The organism is Enterobacter sp. Cy-643 (assembly GCF_011752815.1).
Taxonomy (GTDB): domain Bacteria; phylum Pseudomonadota; class Gammaproteobacteria; order Enterobacterales; family Enterobacteriaceae; genus Cedecea.
The window spans coordinates 571,882-590,416 of record NZ_VWWV01000003.1; the positions used below are offsets into that span (position 1 = coordinate 571,882).

17 protein-coding genes are annotated in these 18,535 nt (G+C 55.3%); 3 read left to right on the forward strand and 14 right to left on the reverse strand.

Annotation, left to right across the window (positions count from 1 at the left end):
• Positions 1–54: 54 nt before the first annotated feature.
• From F3J29_RS15800 to dnaB, 3 genes are all read right to left on the reverse strand, one after another.
• On the reverse strand, positions 55–1,248 hold the full coding sequence (locus F3J29_RS15800; protein WP_166867444.1) for an amino acid aminotransferase: 1,194 nt from the start codon (positions 1,246–1,248) through the stop codon (positions 55–57).
• 58 nt (positions 1,249–1,306) lie between these two features.
• On the reverse strand, positions 1,307–2,386 hold the full coding sequence (gene alr, locus F3J29_RS15805; RefSeq protein ID WP_166867446.1) for an alanine racemase: 1,080 nt from the start codon (positions 2,384–2,386) through the stop codon (positions 1,307–1,309).
• 165 nt (positions 2,387–2,551) lie between these two features.
• The gene (gene dnaB / locus F3J29_RS15810; protein WP_166867447.1) at positions 2,552–3,958 is read right to left on the reverse strand and encodes a replicative DNA helicase; all 1,407 of its coding nucleotides are present in this window, start codon (positions 3,956–3,958) and stop codon (positions 2,552–2,554) included.
• Positions 3,959–4,037: 79 nt separating this feature from the next.
• Between dnaB and F3J29_RS15815 the strand changes: the two genes are divergently transcribed.
• The gene (locus tag F3J29_RS15815; RefSeq protein WP_166867449.1) at positions 4,038–5,021 is read left to right on the forward strand and encodes a quinone oxidoreductase; all 984 of its coding nucleotides are present in this window, start codon (positions 4,038–4,040) and stop codon (positions 5,019–5,021) included.
• A gap of 208 nt (positions 5,022–5,229) precedes the next feature.
• Here the strand turns inward: F3J29_RS15815 and dusA are convergent, their stop codons facing one another.
• From dusA to F3J29_RS15830, 3 genes are all read right to left on the reverse strand, one after another.
• Positions 5,230–6,234 (reverse strand): tRNA dihydrouridine(20/20a) synthase DusA, encoded by a 1,005-nt coding sequence (dusA, locus tag F3J29_RS15820; RefSeq protein WP_166867451.1) that lies wholly within the window; start codon positions 6,232–6,234, stop codon positions 5,230–5,232.
• Between the two features lie 85 nt (positions 6,235–6,319).
• On the reverse strand, positions 6,320–7,627 hold the full coding sequence (locus tag F3J29_RS15825) for a conjugal transfer protein TraF (protein ID WP_166867453.1): 1,308 nt from the start codon (positions 7,625–7,627) through the stop codon (positions 6,320–6,322).
• A gap of 171 nt (positions 7,628–7,798) precedes the next feature.
• Positions 7,799–8,302: a cupin domain-containing protein gene (locus F3J29_RS15830; RefSeq protein WP_166867455.1), complete on the reverse strand. Its 504-nt coding sequence runs from the start codon at positions 8,300–8,302 to the stop codon at positions 7,799–7,801.
• 95 nt (positions 8,303–8,397) lie between these two features.
• Between F3J29_RS15830 and zur the strand changes: the two genes are divergently transcribed.
• Positions 8,398–8,910, forward strand: coding sequence for a zinc uptake transcriptional repressor Zur (gene zur / locus F3J29_RS15835; RefSeq protein ID WP_166867457.1), 513 nt, complete (start codon positions 8,398–8,400; stop codon positions 8,908–8,910).
• 71 nt (positions 8,911–8,981) lie between these two features.
• Here the strand turns inward: zur and F3J29_RS15840 are convergent, their stop codons facing one another.
• From F3J29_RS15840 to F3J29_RS15855, 4 genes are all read right to left on the reverse strand, one after another.
• The gene (locus F3J29_RS15840) at positions 8,982–9,191 is read right to left on the reverse strand and encodes a CsbD family protein (RefSeq protein ID WP_045780979.1); all 210 of its coding nucleotides are present in this window, start codon (positions 9,189–9,191) and stop codon (positions 8,982–8,984) included.
• A gap of 235 nt (positions 9,192–9,426) precedes the next feature.
• A complete protein-coding gene (dinF, locus tag F3J29_RS15845) occupies positions 9,427–10,761 on the reverse strand; it encodes an MATE family efflux transporter DinF (RefSeq protein WP_166867459.1) in 1,335 nt (444 codons plus the stop codon).
• An 85-nt stretch (positions 10,762–10,846) separates the two neighbouring features.
• Positions 10,847–11,455: a transcriptional repressor LexA gene (gene lexA / locus F3J29_RS15850; protein ID WP_166867461.1), complete on the reverse strand. Its 609-nt coding sequence runs from the start codon at positions 11,453–11,455 to the stop codon at positions 10,847–10,849.
• A gap of 109 nt (positions 11,456–11,564) precedes the next feature.
• Entirely contained in the window at positions 11,565–11,933 is a 369-nt protein-coding gene (locus F3J29_RS15855; protein WP_008455840.1) for a diacylglycerol kinase, read from the reverse strand.
• A gap of 131 nt (positions 11,934–12,064) precedes the next feature.
• Here F3J29_RS15855 and plsB point away from each other — a divergent pair, with 131 nt between their 5' ends.
• Positions 12,065–14,494 (forward strand): glycerol-3-phosphate 1-O-acyltransferase PlsB, encoded by a 2,430-nt coding sequence (gene plsB / locus F3J29_RS15860; RefSeq protein WP_166867463.1) that lies wholly within the window; start codon positions 12,065–12,067, stop codon positions 14,492–14,494.
• Positions 14,495–14,553: 59 nt separating this feature from the next.
• Here plsB and ubiA read toward each other — a convergent pair whose 3' ends face one another.
• From ubiA to F3J29_RS15880, 4 genes are all read right to left on the reverse strand, one after another.
• Complete coding sequence (gene ubiA, locus F3J29_RS15865) at positions 14,554–15,426, reverse strand: 4-hydroxybenzoate octaprenyltransferase (RefSeq protein ID WP_166867465.1); 873 nt, start codon at positions 15,424–15,426, stop codon at positions 14,554–14,556.
• A complete protein-coding gene (gene ubiC, locus F3J29_RS15870) occupies positions 15,426–15,935 on the reverse strand; it encodes a chorismate lyase (protein WP_166867467.1) in 510 nt (169 codons plus the stop codon). Before ubiC ends, ubiA begins: the two co-directional genes overlap by 1 nt.
• A 190-nt stretch (positions 15,936–16,125) precedes the next feature.
• On the reverse strand, positions 16,126–17,082 hold the full coding sequence (malM, locus tag F3J29_RS15875; protein ID WP_166867469.1) for a maltose operon protein MalM: 957 nt from the start codon (positions 17,080–17,082) through the stop codon (positions 16,126–16,128).
• Between the two features lie 99 nt (positions 17,083–17,181).
• Complete coding sequence (locus tag F3J29_RS15880) at positions 17,182–18,504, reverse strand: maltoporin (protein WP_166867470.1); 1,323 nt, start codon at positions 18,502–18,504, stop codon at positions 17,182–17,184.
• Positions 18,505–18,535 lie beyond the last annotated feature (31 nt).

An 18,535-nucleotide genomic window follows, 5' to 3' on the forward strand; every position in this document is an offset into this window, starting at 1 on the left:
AATTTCCTCTCCCGGACGGGAGAGGAAAAGGAGACAAATTAAGTTGGCGAGCACTTACATTACTGCAGCGAACGCCTGCGCCACGCGCTGAACGTTGCTGTGATTAAGCCCAGCAACGCAGATACGACCGCTGGTGAGCAGGTAAATGCCAAACTCTTCGCGCAGGCGGTCGGCCTGAGCCGCGCTTAACCCGGTGTAGCTAAACATACCGCGCTGTTTCACCAGGTAGTCAAAGTTGCGTCCCGGCACGGCTTTAGTCAGGACTTCCACCAGCACCTGGCGCATTTCCAGAATACGCACGCGCATGGTTTCCACTTCGGCAATCCAGCTGGCTTTCAGCTTCTCGTCATTCAAAACTGTCGCCACGACCTGCGCCCCAAAGTTCGGCGGGCTGGAGTAGTTGCGGCGCACGGTGGCTTTGAGCTGGCCCAGCACACGCCCTGCAGCATCGCTGTCTTCGCAAACCACGGAAAGCCCGCCCACGCGTTCGCCATAGAGAGAGAAGATTTTAGAGAAGGAGTTGCTCACCAGCATCGGCTGCCCGGAGGAAGCTATCGCGCGAATGGCATAGGCATCCTGCTCCATGCCAGCGCCAAAGCCCTGATAGGCGATGTCGAGGAACGGGATCAGATTGCGTGATTTAAGAATTTCCGTGACGGCATCCCACTGGCTGTCGGTAAGGTCGGAGCCGGTTGGATTATGGCAGCAAGGGTGGAGCAGCACGATGCTGAGTTCAGGCAGCGTATTCAGTTTTTCCAGCAGTGCTTCAAAGCGCACACCGTTGGTTTCGCTGTCGAACCACGGGTACGTATTCACGGCGAAACCCGCGCCTTCGAAGATCGCGACGTGGTTTTCCCAGGTAGGATCGCTGACCCACACCTGCGAATCAGGGAAATAGGTTTTCAGGAAGTCAGCGCCGATTTTTAAGGCACCGGAACCCCCGAGCGTTTGCACGGTGGCAATGCGGCCTTCCACCAGCGCCGGATGGTTTGCGCCAAACAACAGCGGCGCAATGGCGCTGCGATAGCTGTTCAGGCCTTCCATCGGTAAATAGAGAGAGGCGCCGTGAGCCTGCGCGTTCAGGCGAGCTTCTGCTTCTGCCACGGCCTGTAACTGCGGGATCACCCCGTCTTCATTGTAATAGAGGCCGATGCTGAGGTTGACCTTGTCGCTGCGCGGATCGACTTTAAAGCGTTCCATGAGGGAAAGGATGGGGTCGCCAGCATAGGCGTCAACTTTTTGAAACACGGTGAGGTTCTCCTGGTTTACAGTTCGCGGATTTCCACTGTAAACCAGGCGAGGACACTCAGTCCAGATACTTCATTGTAACCCTTGACGTCAGGCGAGTGATAAGTTCGTAAGCACTTACATTTGAATATTCGGCGATGCGTTCGACCGGCAAACCTTTACCCCAAAGTACCGCGCTATCGCCCGGTTTATCCGTGGCATTCGGGCCTAAATCGACACAAATCATGTCCATGGCAACGCGCCCCACGATAGGCACTTCGCGGCCATTGACCAGCACGGGGGTGCCGGACGGTGCGCTACGCGGATAACCATCGCCGTAGCCCATGGCCACCACGCCAAGGCAGGTGTCACGCTCAGCGGTCCAGGTCCCGCCATAGCCTACCGGTTCCCCGGCTTTATGGTCGCGAACTGCGATCAGGCTCGAGGTTAAAGACATCACTGGCTGGAAGCCAAAGTCTTCACCCCACGGCTTTTGTTCCAGCGGCGAGACGCCGTAGAGGATGATGCCGGGACGAACCCAGTCCATATGCGAGTCTGGCCACAGCAGAATACCGCCCGATGCGGCGATAGAACGCTGCCCTGACTTGCCCGCGGTGAAAGAATTAAAGATATCGAGCTGGCGCGGCGTGGCATCGGATTCAGGCTCATCGGCGCGGGCAAAATGGCTCACCACGTTCACCGGCTGGCTAACGTTTTTGCAGGCGACCAGCCGCTGATAGAAAGCTTCTGCCTCTTCCGGGCGCACGCCGAGACGGTGCATCCCGGTGTCCAGCTTCATCCAGACGGTGATGGGCTGGCTGAGATCGGCCTGCTCCAGCGCTTCAAGCTGTTGAATGCTGTGGATAGCCGTTTGGAAGTTTTGGGCGGCAATCGCCGGCAGGTCTTCAGCATTGAAGAATCCTTCCAGCAGCAGAACGGGTTTAGTGATGCCACCTTCCCGCAGGCGCAGGGCTTCTTCCAGGCGGGCCACGCCGAAAGCATCGGCATTTTCTAAAGTGCGGGCGGTCTCCAGCAGACCATGCCCATAGGCGTTTGCTTTCACGACTGCCACCATGCGACTGTTCGGAGCCAGTTCGCGCAGGCGTTGCAGGTTGTGTCGCAGAGCGCGGCGGTTAATGACAACGGTTGCCGCTTGCATGTTCGTTCCTTGCTCAGTGTTTGAATTAAAGGTTATCCATTTTCTTCATCATTCAGGTCACAGCGAGGCGGCAAGAGAACTCAGCCCGATGAGCTTACTTAAGCAAGTGATTCGGGCGAGTAAGTGCAGCCCACGCCGCTGCGGCTTGAAGGATGGCGAGGATTTTTATTCTTCGTCGTACTGCGGTCCGGCGTAGTTATCGAAACGCGACCACTGACCGTTAAAGGTCAGACGTACGGTACCGATGGGGCCGTTACGCTGCTTACCGAGAATGATTTCAGCGATGCCTTTCAGGTCGCTGTTCTCGTGATAAACCTCGTCGCGGTAGATAAACATGATCAAGTCGGCATCCTGCTCGATGGAGCCGGATTCACGCAGATCGGAGTTGACCGGACGTTTGTCGGCGCGCTGCTCCAGGGAACGGTTAAGCTGCGACAGCGCCACCACCGGCACCTGAAGCTCTTTTGCCAGCGCCTTGAGCGAGCGGGAAATCTCGGCGATTTCCAGCGTACGGTTGTCGGACAGCGACGGGACGCGCATCAGCTGCAGGTAGTCGATCATGATCAGGCTAAGCCCGTCATGCTCACGGTAAATACGGCGGGCACGGGAACGGACTTCGGTCGGCGTCAAGCCGGAGGAGTCGTCGATATACATGTTACGCTTCTCCAGCAGAATACCCATGGTGCTGGAGATGCGTGCCCAGTCCTCGTCGTCCAGCTGGCCGGTACGGATTCGGGTCTGGTCCACGCGCGACAGCGACGCCAGCATACGCATCATGATCTGCTCGCCGGGCATCTCAAGGCTGAAAATCAGCACCGGTTTGTCCTGCAGCATGGCGGCGTTTTCGCACAGGTTCATCGCGAAGGTGGTTTTACCCATCGACGGACGGGCCGCCACGATAATCAGGTCAGAACGCTGGAGGCCAGCAGTCTTCTTGTTCAGATCCTGGTAGCCGGTATCCACGCCCGTGACGCCGTCGTGCGGCGTCTGGTACAGGGACTCGATACGCGACACCGTGGCTTCCAGAATCTGATCGATGCTCTTCGGGCCTTCGTCTTTGTTAGCGCGACTTTCAGCAATCTGGAAGACGCGAGATTCCGCCAGATCCAGCAGGTCTTCACTGGTACGCCCCTGCGGGTCGTAGCCGGCATCGGCAATTTCATTGGCGACCGCAATCATTTCGCGGACAACGGCACGTTCACGCACAATATCCGCATAGGCGCTGATGTTTGCCGCACTTGGCGTGTTTTTAGAAAGCTCAGCGAGATAAGCAAAACCGCCGACGCTCTCAAGCTGGCCCTGGAGTTCCAGAGATTCAGAAAGCGTAATCAGGTCGATGGGTTTGCTCATTTCGAGCAGACGCTGCATTTCGGTGAAGATCATGCGGTGCGGACGGCTGAAGAAGTCGTTGGCGACCACGCGCTCGGCGACGTTGTCCCAGCGTTCGTTATCCAGCATTAAACCGCCCAACACCGACTGCTCCGCCTCAAGCGAGTGCGGCGGCATCTTCAGCCCTTCTACCTGACGGTCGCGGGGTTCGTTCGGTTTGTTGAAGGGTTTATTTCCTGCCATAGTGAGGGAGCTACCAAATTCATAGTGAGAGACCGGGAAGTATAACCATTCTTGTCACTCTTCGACACCAGGAGTTTCCATGGCAACGCGCATCGAATTTAGCCAACACGGCGGACCCGAAGTATTAAAAGCCGTTGAGTTTACGCCGCAAGATCCGGCGGAGAACGAAGTTCAGGTTGAGAATAAAGCGATAGGTATCAACTATATTGATACCTATATCCGCAGCGGGCTTTATCCGCCACCGGCACTCCCGAGCGGTCTGGGAACCGAAGCGGCTGGCGTTGTCAGCAAGGTTGGCAGCAAAGTCACTCACCTGAAGGCTGGCGACCGGGTGGTTTACGCACAGTCTGGCCTCGGGGCCTACAGCAGCGTCCACAATGCGCCGGCCGATAAGGTCGCTAAAATCCCGGATGTTATCTCTTTCGAACAGGCAGCAGCTTCTTTCCTGAAGGGCCTGACTGTGTTTTATCTGCTGCGGAAAACTTACGAAATTAAAGCCAATGAAACCTTCCTGTTCCATGCGGCGGCGGGTGGCGTGGGCCTGATCGCCTGCCAGTGGGCAAAGGCGCTGGGCGCAAAACTGATTGGTACCGTCGGTTCAGCACAAAAGGCCGACCGGGCGTTGCAGGCAGGTGCATGGCAAACCATCAACTATCAGCACGAAAATATCTCTGAGCGCGTCAAAGAGCTAACCGGCGGCAAGAAAGTGGCGGTGGTGTATGACTCCGTCGGGAAAGAGACCTGGGAAGCCTCGCTGGATTGCCTGCAGCGCCGAGGGCTGATGGTGAGCTTTGGTAACTCTTCCGGGCCGGTAACCGGCGTGAACCTTGGCATTCTAAACCAGAAAGGATCGCTGTACGTGACTCGCCCTTCTCTGAACGGCTATCTCACCACTCGCGCCGAGTTCGATGAAGCCTGCCACGAGCTGTTTTCGCTGATCGCCAGCGGCGCGATTAAGGTGGATGTCGCGGAAAACCAGAAATTTGCGCTGAAGGACGCGGTGCTTGCTCATCAAACGCTGGAAAGCCGTGCCACGCAGGGTTCGAGCCTGTTGATCCCGTAACCCGTTCAAAATTCAGAAAGAATTAGGGCTTCCCGAAGGAAGCCCTTTCTTTTTTGTTCGTGCTGTATGTAGGGTACAGCGCGATGAATTCTTGATACTGCGGAAGGATAGTCGCAGATTTAATAAGTAAAAGAAATGACGCCGCCGGGATTAAATTCAGGCTTGTGATCGGCTCCGCAATACCAGAATTATCCCGGCAAGCTTATGACTAAAGCTGGCGCTTATCGGCCACCAAAGACAGCGCGTGTTCAACCACTTCAATGCCAGCCCCGGCTTTATGGGCGTTCTCGCTTAAGTAACGGCGCCACTGACGCGCGCCCGGTATTCCCTGGAATAAACCGAGCATATGGCGAGTTACATGACCCAGGTAAGTGCCGTTTGCCAGTTCGCGTTCAATGTACGGGTACATTGAACGCACCACGGCAACGGGATCGCTGTCCGCAATCTCTGCCCCGAAAATTTCCCGGTCGACCGTCGTCAGCAAGCCTGGGTTCTGGTAAGCCTCACGCCCGACCATCACGCCATCCAGATGCTCGAGGTGCGTTTTAGCTTCTTCCAGCGTCTTAATGCCGCCGTTAATCGCCATGGTCAGCTGGGGGAAATCACGCTTGAGCTGGTAAACACGCGGGTAATCCAGCGGTGGAATTTCACGGTTTTCTTTTGGACTCAGGCCAGAAAGCCAGGCTTTACGCGCGTGGATGATAAACATCTCGCATTCACCCTTGCCTGCCACCGTACCTACGAAATCACAGAGAAACTCGTAGCTGTCCTGATCATCAATCCCGATGCGGGTTTTTACCGTCACCGGGATAGAAACCACATCGCGCATCGCTTTAATACAATCGGCAACCAGCTGCGCCTCGCCCATCAGGCAGGCACCAAAGCGCCCGTTCTGCACCCGGTCAGACGGGCAGCCTACGTTCAGGTTAATTTCGTCGTAGCCGCGCGCTTCGGCGAGTTTCGCGCAGTGCGCCAGCGCCTGCGGATCGCTGCCGCCAAGCTGCAGCGCAATCGGATGTTCTTCTTCGCTATAGGCCAGATAGTCCCCTTTACCGTGAATGATCGCCCCGGTGGTTACCATTTCGGTGTACAGCAGCGTGTGGCGGGACAGCTGACGCAGGAAATAACGGCAGTGGCGATCGGTCCAGTCTAGCATCGGCGCAATGGAGAAACGGTGCGGCTGGAAAGGAGTCTGGTTGCTTTGTGAGGACATACGTTTACGCAGGCTACGATTTAAAAAGGGTCGCTACTATAGCATAAAGCAGCGCCGGGGCATCAGGCTGCCCCGGCATTCAGCATCAGAAGGCCACGCTCAACTGCGCCCCCGCTCCCCAGGTTTGGTCTTCGCCGTACAGGCCCATCAAATCGATATTGACGTGTTTGCCTGCCGCGAACCCTACCCCGCCGGTAAAAACGTTGCTGTCATTGCTTTTCACATCCGCACGATAGCCGGCACGCAGCGCCAGCCAGGAAAGCGGCCTCACCTCAGCGCCAACACCCACATACTGAGAGTTGGCTTCGCTTTTAAAGCCTTTGGTTTCGGTCAAATCGCCGTCCGCGCTCAGGGTCACCAGCTCGTTATGCCAGGCTACCCCGGCGGTCACCAGCGGGCTGATTTGCCAGGTATCTTTGTAGTTCCGTACTTCGCCGGTACGCCCGTTAGTGATGCGAATATCTTTCGTGTCGATATCGCGGGACACCAGGTTCTGGCCGCTCAGGCCGACTGTCCAGTTCTCGCCAAAATCGGCCGCCACGCCTGCGTCAAGGTTGAATCCAGTGTCATCGTTGCGGTACTGGCTGTTCTTCCAGTCGCCGCTGCGATAGTCGTAAATGGACGTGGTGTAGTTATACAGCCAGGTCTTCTGCAGCTTAGGCGTGACGCCGACTGACACCGGCACACCGCCAACGTCAAACTTGTGGGCAAGAGCAATCCCATAATCAGAAACAATGGCCGCGCGGCCGGAAGCGGTTGAATTCAGGTTACGGGTAATCTGGCCGGAGCCATTTTGCAGCGCATCAAACGCCACGCCTCCCGCTACCGCACTGGAGTTCTGGATACTGCGCAGGTAATTGATGTCGTTCTGATCGATATCAGAGCTGACTTTCGCTCGGGCGTAAGCTTTGGTGACGAAAGCCACGGAGAGTGTGTCATTTGGGATGCTAACCGCAATCCCCGCGGCGGCTTTGGCCTTTGCCGTATCGCCCCGCAAATCTTCGAGTTCCCCTGCTAAATCCCCTGCTGCGCTGCGAAACTGATTTAACGTTCCGTTCGGATTAAAAAGTATATCCCGCAGCGTTAACGATCCAATAGATTGTTTATAGTTATCAACTTTGTCGCTGATATCGTCGATGCGATCCTGAAGGTTGTCCTTATCCGTTATTTGCGCCCCGACAGACGGTAAAATAACGGTAATATTGTCATCTGGTTTGGACCGGGCTAATAGCGCCGGGTTGATTAATACGCCGCTGCCATAATTAGCAGAAGCCACGCCCGTGCCCCCCATCGCATCGTTTCGCGCTTCGGACCAGGTCCCTGCCGCCCCGGCCTGATGGGCAATAAAGAAAGTTGCGGCGAGTGTCGCCACCGAAGATTTTATTTTATTCATTCACAGCACGCCCGTCTGATTGTCAGATGAAGTAATTCGCCCCCGACAGTTATGACTGAACAGAGGCAGACTATTGCTGTGAATAGCGCGATAAAAAGATGGATATTTGAACCATCAGGATCCCAGATATATCCTTAGGGTTAACGTCTTATTGTTTCCATGCTAATTAATTTATAGTTTACCCTTTGTCTTTCGTGAAGGAAGACCGTTGTGCGGGCCAAAGAATTGAGGAGGATGATCTATCCAGCGATCCTTACGCTGCATGGCATAAGACTGATTTAGCGGGTAATAAATTTTATTTTCGGCTTTATTCGCTTCGCCAACGACCAATAGCCGCACATCCTGTTCGGTATTATTAATAAAGGTATGGCAAATACCGGTTCCAGCAGGAAATCCCACGCTATCGCCAGGTTCAAGCGCCCAGAGATGGCCATTGATCCACACTTCCGGGTGCCCTTCGAGCACATACGCGAACTCTTCTTCGCTGCTCTCCGCATGGGGATAAGAGGTTCTGCGGCCTGGGGGAATGCGCTCATGGTGAATACCCAGGCGGGTTAAACCTAAATTACGGGCCAGAGGAGCGCCAATAGAAAAAAGCTCCACGCTGTCCGGGTAAGTTGCGTCATCCTCGCCTTCCAGCTCACGCCAGTGACGAATACAATCGGGTTTTTGCATCACTTCCTCCTGGGTAGATAGGGTCAGTATGCACCAGGATTCGGCGTTTTATCCGCATTATGGTAAAGTATTGCGTCAATGACCGGGAGAGGCTGATGGATACCACAACTTCGCAAAACGTGTTAGCTCAGGCGGAAAAGCTCTGTCTGCAACGCAATGTACGCCTGACGCCACAGCGCCTCGAGGTTTTGCGCCTTATGGCCGAGCAAACCGGCGCCATCAGCGCCTACGACCTACTGGATCTCCTGCGCGTTAGCGAGCCACAGGCTAAACCTCCTACGGTTTATCGCGCACTGGATTTTCTGCTGGAGCAGGGGTTTGTGCACCGCGTGGAATCCAACAACAGCTACGTGCTGTGTAATTTTATCGATCATCCAACCCATTCTTCCGCCATGTTTATCTGCGACAGATGTGGCGCAGTGAAAGAGCAGGCGGCTCAGGGTGTGGAAGATATTATGCAGAAACTGGCGTCCCAAATGGGGTTTACCCTGCGCCATAACGTGATTGAAGCCCACGGATTGTGTGCTGATTGCTCGGAAGTCGAGGCTTGTAGCCACCACGGCGCCTGCGATCACGATCATTCAGTACAGCCGAAGAAAAAGCGTTGAGAGGGAGTGGTACGTCCTTGTACCCGGGCAGGATAGGTCTTACTGATTAGCACATTTGAGGGGCCGCCAGGTTACCAGCGGTATTTATTTCCGGACTCCCAGTCCTTCACCTCTTTTTCTGCCTGGTCTCTGGCGTAACCGTAACGCTCCTGGATTTTACCTACCAGCTGGTCACGCTTCCCTTCGATGACGGTCATATCGTCATCGGTCAGCTTACCCCATTTCTCTTTGATCGTACCTTTGAACTGCTTCCAGTTACCGCCGATTTCGTCCTTATTCATCGTCATCTCCTCATCGTTCGGTTTAGATTTTTGCATCCGGACTGCCGGATGCTGACTTTCTGGAAAACATCCACTGTCTGCTGGATGTAGAGATAATTGTAGACAAGGATTCTGAGTTAAAATTAAAACTCAGAATCTTTAACCATTTCCAGAAAAAATCGCATGCTGACTCCTGTCCGTAAAAACGAGAAATCAGCATGATAGAAGATGGGTTAACGAAGGGCAGGAAACACACTCAATGGCTGCCATGCGCGGCAAACCAGGTGTTATTACGCCAGTGGCGTCGCCAGATGACGCCCAGCGACAGACCGCGCAAGGCTAAAAACACCGCCAGCGACAGCCACAGGGCGTGGTTACCCCACAAAGGCAGCGTAAGCATCGTCACGCCAAAGCCCAACGCCGCCACCGCCATGCTGTTTCGCATTTCGGCACCCCGCGTCGCACCAATGAACATACCGTCCAGCAGGTAGCACCAAACGCCCACGACCGGCAAGATCACCTGCCAGGCAAGGTAATGATTTGCCAGAACGCGAAGCTCCGGCAGGGAAGTAAGCAGCGCGACGATTTGCTCCCCGGCAAAGGCATAAATTGCGGCAAACGCGATCGCAACCAGCCCAGCCTGCCTGCACGCGGCCCCCCAAACCTCGAGCAATTGCCCACGGTTACGCGCCCCGTAAGCCTGCCCTGAATGGGCCTCCACGGCGTAAGCAAAGCCGTCCAGCGCGTAGGCGGTAAAGGTTAGCAGCGTCATCAGCACGGCGTTAACGGCAACAATTTCACTGCCGAGACGCGCGCCAAAGATGGTGATAGAAGCAAAACAGATTTGCAGCAGCAGCGAACGCAGCATGATGTCGCGGTTAAGCGCCAGCAGCTTGCGTAAATTTCCCTGCCACGCCGTTTTAAGGCGAGCCCAGCTAATGCCCCGCAGCTTCAGTACCTTCCGCACCATCACCAGGCCGATGATAAACGTGGCATATTCGGACACCGCCGTGGCCAGCGCCGCCCCCTGCACGTTCATGTGCAGCCCCATCACCAGCCAGAGATCGAGCACGATATTAATCAGGTTGCCGACGACCAGCAGAATGACCGGTGCCCGCGCGTACTGCACGCCCAGCAACCAGCCTAACAGCACGAGGTTAGCCAGCGATGCGGGGGCGCTGAGCCAGCGAATCTCCAGGAACCGCCTTGCCTGATACAGCACCTCGTCATTGCCACCCACAACGTGCAGAGCCAGGTTGATCAACGGGTAACGCAGCACCACGATAGCAAGCCCGGCTATCAGCGCCAGCATCAGGGGCTGAACAAGCGCGCGCGCCAGCCGCTGCGGATCGTTCGCACCAAATGCCTGCGCCGTTAACCCGGTGGTGCTCATGCGCAGAAACAGCAGCAGCATAAAGAGGAAGCTGGTCGCCGTGGCACCAATAGCCACCCCGCCGAGGTAGGTCGGGCTATCGAGATGGCCAATGACCGCGGTATCGACCAGGCCCAGCAGCGGCACGGTGATGTTGGAAAAAATCATCGGCAGCGCAAGCCGCCACAGCGCACCATCCGTTGACGAAAAAAATCGCATGGAAATGATCCAGAGGACAGAGGAAGATAAAGGGGAAATTTAAAGCAGGTGGCACGGCATATTTACCGCACCACCGGAAGAGGCGTTACAGCCATTCACCGTTGCGGATAACCCCGACGGCCAGGCCTTCAATGCTAAAATTCTGCTCGCGAAGATCGACCACAATCGGCTGGAACTCGCTGTTTTCTGGCAGCAGATGCACGGTGTTGCCCTGCTTTTTCAAGCGTTTGACCGTCACTTCATCGTCGATACGCGCGACAACGACCTGGCCGTTGCGTACCTCCTGGGTTTTGTGCACCGCTAACAAATCACCGTCCATGATGCCGATATCTTTCATCGACATGCCGCTGACGCGCAGCAGGAAATCGGCATTCGGCTTGAACAGAGAAGGGTCAACCTGGTAATGGCCTTCAATGTGCTGTTGCGCCAGCAGCGGCTCACCGGCCGCAACGCGACCCACCAGCGGTAGGCCATTTTCTTCTTCAACCAGCAGGCGAATGCCACGTGATGCGCCTGAAACAATCTCAATGACACCTTTACGCGCCAGCGCTTTGAGATGCTCTTCCGCTGCGTTTGGAGAACGGAACCCCAGACGTTGTGCAATCTCGGCGCGCGTAGGTGGCATGCCGGTTTGGTTAATATGATCCCGAATGAGATCAAACACCTCTTGCTGCCTGGTAGTTAGTGCTTTCATTCCGCCCCCTGGGTGTTTATACAGTTATGCTGTGAGTATATACAGCCCCGGGCGATTTTGAAACCACAAATTAAGCAAAAAACCAGCGACTTAAACTATTCTGGAAGGGCTATCGCAAATGTGACCAGAGCAAGGTGGCCCAGGTTGCAACCGCAAGGATAATCGCTATCAATACGGCGGCGGAACCCATATCTTTGGCTCGCCCTGAAAGCTCGTGGTACTCGGTGCCGACGCGGTCAACCAGCGCCTCAATGGCGCTGTTGAGGATTTCGACAATCATCACCAAAACAACCGAGCCAATCAGTAAAATACGCGTGATGGGGTCCACATCCAGCCAGCAGGCGATGATGATAGCGATAACTGCCGCTACGCCCTCCTGACGAAAGGCGGCTTCGTTGATCCAGGCCGCACGGAGCCCTTTCCACGAGTAGCCTGCAGCCTTAATAATTCGGGTGATGCCGGTGGTATTATTCGCCATTCAAGGAAACCTTTTTAAAGATTGAGCGTCAATGCTCACTAAGTCTAAATCGCAGCGCCACAGAAATTCCCCAGAGTTTCTGATATCCTTGCGGCGCATTTGCATTATTAACCTGAGGCTTTACATCATTTATGTCAGGCTGGCCAAGAATTTACTACAAATTACTGAATTTACCATTAAGCGTTCTGGTAAAGAGCAAGTCTATCCCGGCGGATCCGCAAACCGAACTCGGTCTGGATCCTTCACGCCCCATTATGTACGTCCTGCCCTACAATTCTAAGGCAGACTTACTGACGCTGCGTGCCCAATGTCTGGATCACGACCTGCCCGACCCGCTGGAACCTCTGGAAATTGACGGCGCATTGCTGCCGCGCTACGTGTTTATCCACGGCGGGCCGCGCGTCTTTACCTATTACACGCCAAAAGAAGAGTCGGTAAAACTGTTCCACGATTATCTGGATTTGCACCGCAGCAATCCCGATCTCGATGTACAGATGGTGCCGGTTTCCGTGATGTTTGGCCGCTCGCCAGGGCGCGAAAAAGGGGAAATCAACCCGCCTTTACGTACGCTGAATGGTGTCCAGAAATTCTTTGCGGTTTCGTGGCTGGGTCGCGATAGCTTCGTGCGTTTTTCTCCGCCGGTTTCGCTTCGCCGCATGGCAACCGAACACGGTACGGACAAAATTATCGCCCAAAAACTGGCTCGTGTGGCGCGCACTCACTTTGCCCGCCAGCGCCTGGCCGCCGTTGGTCCGCGCCTGCCGGTTCGTCAGGATCTCTTCAACAAGCTACTGGCGTCAAAAGCGATTGCCAGAGCGGTAGAAGATGAAGCCCGCAGCAAGAAAATATCCCACGAGAAGGCGCAGCAAAATGCCGTCGCGCTGATGGAAGAGATTGCCGCCAACTTCTCCTACGAAGCCGTCCGTCTGACGGACCGCGTTTTAGGGCTAACCTGGAACCGCCTCTATCAGGGCATTAACGTGCATAACGCCGAACGCGTGCGTCAGCTCGCCCATGAGGGGCACGAAATTGTCTATGTGCCCTGCCACCGTAGCCACATGGATTACCTGCTGCTCTCTTACGTGCTTTATCACCAGGGGCTGGTTCCGCCACACATCGCCGCCGGGATTAACCTGAACTTCTGGCCGGCAGGCCCAATTTTCCGCCGTCTGGGCGCGTTCTTTATTCGCCGTACCTTCAAGGGCAACAAGCTTTACTCCACGGTGTTCCGCGAATACCTTGGCGAGCTGTTCAGTCGCGGCTATTCCGTTGAGTACTTTGTCGAGGGTGGTCGCTCTCGTACCGGCCGCCTGCTGGATCCGAAAACCGGCACGCTGTCGATGACGATTCAGGCAATGCTGCGCGGCGGTACCCGCCCGATTACTCTGGTGCCGATTTACATCGGCTACGAGCACGTTATGGAAGTGGGAACCTACGCCAAAGAGCTGCGCGGTGCGACCAAAGAAAAAGAGGGCTTCATGCAGATGGTTCGCGGCCTGAGTAAGCTGCGCAACCTGGGTCAGGGTTACGTCAACTTCGGCGAACCGCTGCCGCTGATAACCTACCTCAACCAGCACGTGCCTGAATGGAAAGAGTCGATCGATCCTATCGAGGCGATTCGCCCAGCCTGGCTGACGCCAACGGTGAATGATATTGCCGCCGACCTGATGGTACGCATCAACAACGCAGGGGCAGCTAATGCCATGAACCTGTGCTGTACCGCGCTGCTTGCGTCACGCCAGCGTTCGCTGACCCGTGAACAGCTCACCGAACAGCTAGACTGCTACCTGAACCTGCTGCGTAACGTGCCGTATTCTCCGGATGCCACCGCACCAACGGTGTCCGCCGCTGCGCTGATCGACCACGCGCTGCAGATGAACAAGTTCGAGGTCGAGAAAGACACCATCGGTGACATCATCATTCTGCCGCGCGAGCAGGCCGTGTTGATGACCTATTACCGCAACAACATCATGCATATGCTGGTGTTGCCGTCGCTGATGGCGTCCATCATCACTCAGCATCGCCATATCTCACGCGCGGAGCTGCTGCGTCAGATAGAAGTCATTTATCCGATGCTGAAAGCCGAGCTGTTCCTGCGTTGGGAAAAAAGCGAGCTGGGCAGAGAAATTGATGCGCTGATCGCCGAGATGGAGCGTCAGGGTCTGGTCATGGTTGTCGGTGACGAAGTGCAGATCAATCCTAACCGCTCACGGACTTTGCAGCTTCTGGCGGCGGGCGTGCGCGAGACAATCCAGCGGTATGCCATCACCTTCTGGCAGTTGAGCGCCAACCCGTCGATCAACCGCGGAACGCTGGAACGCGAAAGCCGCACGGTGGCGCAGCGCCTCTCCGTTCTGCACGGCATTAACGCCCCGGAATTCTTTGATAAAGCAGTCTTTACCTCGCTGGTCCTTACCCTGCGCGATGAAGGCTATATCAGCGACACCGGTGATGCAGACGCGACCGAGACCATCAAGGTTTACCAGATGCTGGCGGATCTTGTGACCTCGGATGTACGTCTGACGATTGAGAGCTCAGCGTCCCAGGACGCGGTTTCTTAATTTTGTAGAAACAAAAAAGGCGGGTCATTACCCGCCTTTTTTAATGCCTGCAGACTGACTCAGAAATGCAGGTAGCTCAGCGCCAGGCCAAGGAACAGCACCAGCCCGACATAGTTATTGTTCATAAACGCTTTAAAGCAGCCTTCACGCTCGCGTTTGGCAATCAGCTTCTGCTGGTGCACAAACAGCCCGCCCGCCAGCAAAATTGACCAGTAAAACGTGCCGCCCAGCCCATTGAGCCAGCCCACAATACCCATTAACAGCATAGTGGCGATTTGCAGCAGGCCGATGATCAGCTTATCGTTGCGGCCAAACAGAATCGCCGTGGACTTAATGCCTATCTTCAGGTCGTCGTCACGGTCGACCATCGCATACTGCGTGTCGTACGCCACGGTCCAGCAAATGTTCGCGAGGAACATCAGCCAGCAGCTTAACGGCACCGACTCACTGGCGGCAGCAAATGCCATCGGGATAGACCAGCCAAAAGCCGCGCCAAGCACCACCTGAGGCAAATGGGTATAGCGCTTCATAAACGGATACACCCACGCCAGCGCCAGGCCGGCCACGGACAGCAATATCGTCATGGTGTTGAGCGTCAGCACCAGCAGGAAGGCCAGGCCAACCAGCACCACAAACAGAATTTTCGCTTCTTTCTCAGAAACTGCGCCGCTGGGCAGCGGGCGCTGTGCCGTACGCTTAACGTGGCCGTCAAATTTGCGGTCGGCATAATCGTTTACCACGCAGCCCGCCGCACGCATCAGCCAGACGCCGGCGATAAAAACAACCAAATTCAGCAGCGAGGGCAAGCCCGGGGTAGCCACCCACAGGGCCCACAGCGTTGGCCATAGCAGCAACAAAGCGCCAATCGGCTTATCGGTACGCATCAACCGGTGATAAGCCAGAAGTTTTCCCTGCTTAAGACTCCACTCCATTATTTTTCCTCTTCATACAGCGGAGATGCCGGCAGGAACAGTTCGGTCAGCAACAAAGGCTTACCGGAAAGTCTCAGCCGGGAACGGCGTCCCCACAGTTCGGCGCTGCGGCCAATCTCAATATAGTCACGCGTCAGGGTCGATGAACTGAAAAGGTAGCGCCCGAGCGGCGTGTCGCCAAGCTTTTGCAACGCCAGTTCAGGGCCATCAAGCGTGCTTTCAGGCACCACGGTACGCCCCAGCAGCCAGGGTTCATCATCTCCGCAGAGAATAATTTCCCGCAGCCAGTAACGCTCAGTGGCAGGTAATAAATCGGCTTCGGGCAAATCATGGCCTGCAGTAACAAAACCTTCGCGCACAATGCGGACGGTGACTTTTCGGCAGTGCTGTTCGAAGCGTTTAGTCATCGAGTCTTCCAGCAACAGCCAGTCGAGATAAGCGGAGCTAAGCCCTTGCGGGACCTCCGTGTAGAAATTCAGGGCGCGCAACGGCGACAGCGCGTCGGACATGGGGATGCTCTCCGATACATAACCTGATGGCATTGTAACGCAGAACATCTCTGTGCGGGCAGACAATGGCAACACACTCGGCAAATACCGCAACAATTGAGCAACAGCAACTTAAAGCTTTTAGGCTACGGAAAAAAAAGGTGCGCCTGAGCGCACCAATACTTCAAGCATCAGCAACGTGGGGAAGTCGTTACCCCTTGCCTTTTACACTGCTGATAAAAGTTTTACGGGCGGAGGTGGAACCCAGACGCTCGGCTTCATTCAGCAGTTTCAGGGCCTTGTCGATGTCGCCTTTATCCACCGCCTGTTTAATGGCGCGGTTAAAATAGCTTTCCGTATCATTGAGCATTGGTTCACTCTTCGTGGCCGATGCCGGAGCAGGCGCAGCCGCTGGTGCTGGTGCTGGTGCGGCGACAGGGGCAGAATAAGCCGTCGGCGGCGCTACGTTACCGACCACAACAGGTTTGGTATCTGACCCACCAAAGATCTTACCGATCATGATGTTGCCACTGTTTTGTTCGGTTTTCAGCTTCACCGTCAGGTTACCTTGCCCACTGTGGCTGGCGATCGGGTCAGCCACATCAGGAATGGCGTTACTCGCCCCTTCGGCATAGAGTTTCGCCGGGTTAATCATGCGGGTGGTTTCTGTCAGATCGCGTTTCGTGGTGTACACCAGCATATAAATCTGTTTCTGCCCCATCATTGGAGTCAGCTTCATAACATTTTCCAGACGGTTACCGGAGGTCATACCCGGTTTCTGGTACTGGAAGTAGCTGCTCGGGAAGAAAGCAGAAGGCTGCATCTGCCCGTCGAGAATAAGGACATTTGGCGCATACACGCTCAGGTCTTTCACCAGGCTTGTCAGCGTGATTTCCAGTGAGCCCTGATCCGCTGGCAACACGAAGGCGGCCACACTTCCGGTGAGTTCCCCTACGTTAAGGCTGGCCGAAGAAGCAGTCAGCACCACGTCCTGGCTAACGGGCGGCATCAGCGGGATCCACGGCAGGCTCTGTAATTTTTCCGCAGGAATAGACGGTGCGGTTGAGATGTTTTGCGGGTTAATCGCCGAATTAGCGGCAAAAGAGGCCGGCACGGACGATAAGCCCAGAACGGGAAGCAGGCAAAGCGCGAGAAGATGTTTTTTCATTGTTTTATCCTCGAAGCGAACCCGTCTCCTTCAGGCAAAAAAGAGACGGGTCAGGCATGTGAAACTGGCGGGCGCTAAGCACCCGCGCAGCGGGTTAACTTACCACCAGACTTCCATCTGAGCACCGAAGGTGACTTCACTGTCATTGCCGCGGCTGAAAGTACGGGCGCTGGTATCGCTGAAAGCAATGCCGGATGGCGTGCCAGCTACGTAGTTAGCGTCGTTGGAATCACTGGAGGAATAGCCCCATTTCTCATCCCACTTGGCGTAGGTTGCAAAGACGCGGATAGCCGGACGAGACCAGATGCTATTACCCGCCTGCCACTGCTGTGCCAGGGTAATTTTGTACTGGTTGTTGGATTTGTCTGTCAGCTGAGACTTCACGTTGTCGTAGCCGACTTCCAGCAGGGTGCTCATGATTGGCGTCCATTTGTACATAGGACGAACGCCCACGGTCCACCACTGGGTACCGTTCTTATCATCACGGTTGATATCCTGGTACATACCCACGTACATCAGGCCCCAGGTATCGTTGAAGTCGATCGCCCCGTGGTCGATCACGCGCAGCATTTTACCGTCGTTGTTTTGGAAGGTATTTGGGCGTCCGGTACCGTTGGTTTGCGCCATCGCGTTAGTGCCGTACTGCACCACAAATTTGTTCAGGCTGGTGCCGAGGAAGGTCTGGGTATGTTCCACGGTACCCAACCAACCATTTTTGGTCGGATCCACGACGCCAAAATCGTAGTGCTTGCTGGTATTGGCGCGGCCGTAATCAAAGCCAACTTCCAGAGAACCGCCTGGGTTCACTTCCATTTGGCCTAAACGGATATCAAAGATATCGTTCGCCAGATCTTGTTTTTTGGTCGTGCCGTTGATGAAGGCTTCTGAACCGCCCGCTTCACCATTACGGGTTGCGGCCAGAGAGAGTTTACCGAAGCCCAGGTTAATATCTTCCAGGCCAGCACCCGGGCCAGAAACGTCCCAGTAGTAGAAGTCGATCATGTGGACGTCATGACGTTTGTAGTAACGCTTACCTGCCCAAATATTCGCGCCTGGCAGCGCGTCAATCAGGTTTTTACCCACCACGTTCATCTGGCGCACGCGCGGGCCACCGTTGGTGTCCTCGTCATCGTTCAGCTGGTTGGTGGCGTAACCAATCATAGTGTCAACATAGAAGCTTTTATCGGCTTCCTGCCAAACTTGCTGACCTAATTCAATTTCAGCATAAGTTTCACATTCGTTACCCAGACGGTATTTAGAACCGGCACCTGTCGCTTTAAAACACTGCTGCTGGCCGCCGCTGCCTGTCCAGCCAATACCAGAACGTGCATAACCCTTGAAGTCAACGGCGCCGGCCTGTGCAGACACGATGCCTGCAATCACGGCGACCGCCAGTGGGAGTTTGCGCAGAGTAATCATCATTCTATCTCCTGAGATCATTGCTTTTCTTTTT

Excerpts from the sequence above, each read along its gene's own strand:
- alr (WP_166867446.1), bottom strand. The coding sequence starts at position 2,386 with ATGCAAGCGGCAACCGTTGTCATTAACCGCCGCGCTCTGCGACACAAC.
- dnaB (WP_166867447.1), bottom strand. The coding sequence starts at position 3,958 with ATGGCAGGAAATAAACCCTTCAACAAACCGAACGAACCCCGCGACCGT.
- F3J29_RS15815 (WP_166867449.1), top strand. The coding sequence starts at position 4,038 with ATGGCAACGCGCATCGAATTTAGCCAACACGGCGGACCCGAAGTATTA.
- dusA (WP_166867451.1), bottom strand. The coding sequence starts at position 6,234 with ATGTCCTCACAAAGCAACCAGACTCCTTTCCAGCCGCACCGTTTCTCC.
- F3J29_RS15825 (WP_166867453.1), bottom strand. The coding sequence starts at position 7,627 with ATGAATAAAATAAAATCTTCGGTGGCGACACTCGCCGCAACTTTCTTT.
- F3J29_RS15830 (WP_166867455.1), bottom strand. The coding sequence starts at position 8,302 with ATGCAAAAACCCGATTGTATTCGTCACTGGCGTGAGCTGGAAGGCGAG.
- zur (WP_166867457.1), top strand. The coding sequence starts at position 8,398 with ATGGATACCACAACTTCGCAAAACGTGTTAGCTCAGGCGGAAAAGCTC.
- F3J29_RS15840 (WP_045780979.1), bottom strand. The coding sequence starts at position 9,191 with ATGAATAAGGACGAAATCGGCGGTAACTGGAAGCAGTTCAAAGGTACG.
- dinF (WP_166867459.1), bottom strand. The coding sequence starts at position 10,761 with ATGCGATTTTTTTCGTCAACGGATGGTGCGCTGTGGCGGCTTGCGCTG.
- lexA (WP_166867461.1), bottom strand. The coding sequence starts at position 11,455 with ATGAAAGCACTAACTACCAGGCAGCAAGAGGTGTTTGATCTCATTCGG.
- F3J29_RS15855 (WP_008455840.1), bottom strand. The coding sequence starts at position 11,933 with ATGGCGAATAATACCACCGGCATCACCCGAATTATTAAGGCTGCAGGC.
- plsB (WP_166867463.1), top strand. The coding sequence starts at position 12,065 with ATGTCAGGCTGGCCAAGAATTTACTACAAATTACTGAATTTACCATTA.
- ubiA (WP_166867465.1), bottom strand. The coding sequence starts at position 15,426 with ATGGAGTGGAGTCTTAAGCAGGGAAAACTTCTGGCTTATCACCGGTTG.
- ubiC (WP_166867467.1), bottom strand. The coding sequence starts at position 15,935 with ATGTCCGACGCGCTGTCGCCGTTGCGCGCCCTGAATTTCTACACGGAG.
- malM (WP_166867469.1), bottom strand. The coding sequence starts at position 17,082 with ATGAAAAAACATCTTCTCGCGCTTTGCCTGCTTCCCGTTCTGGGCTTA.
- F3J29_RS15880 (WP_166867470.1), bottom strand. The coding sequence starts at position 18,504 with ATGATGATTACTCTGCGCAAACTCCCACTGGCGGTCGCCGTGATTGCA.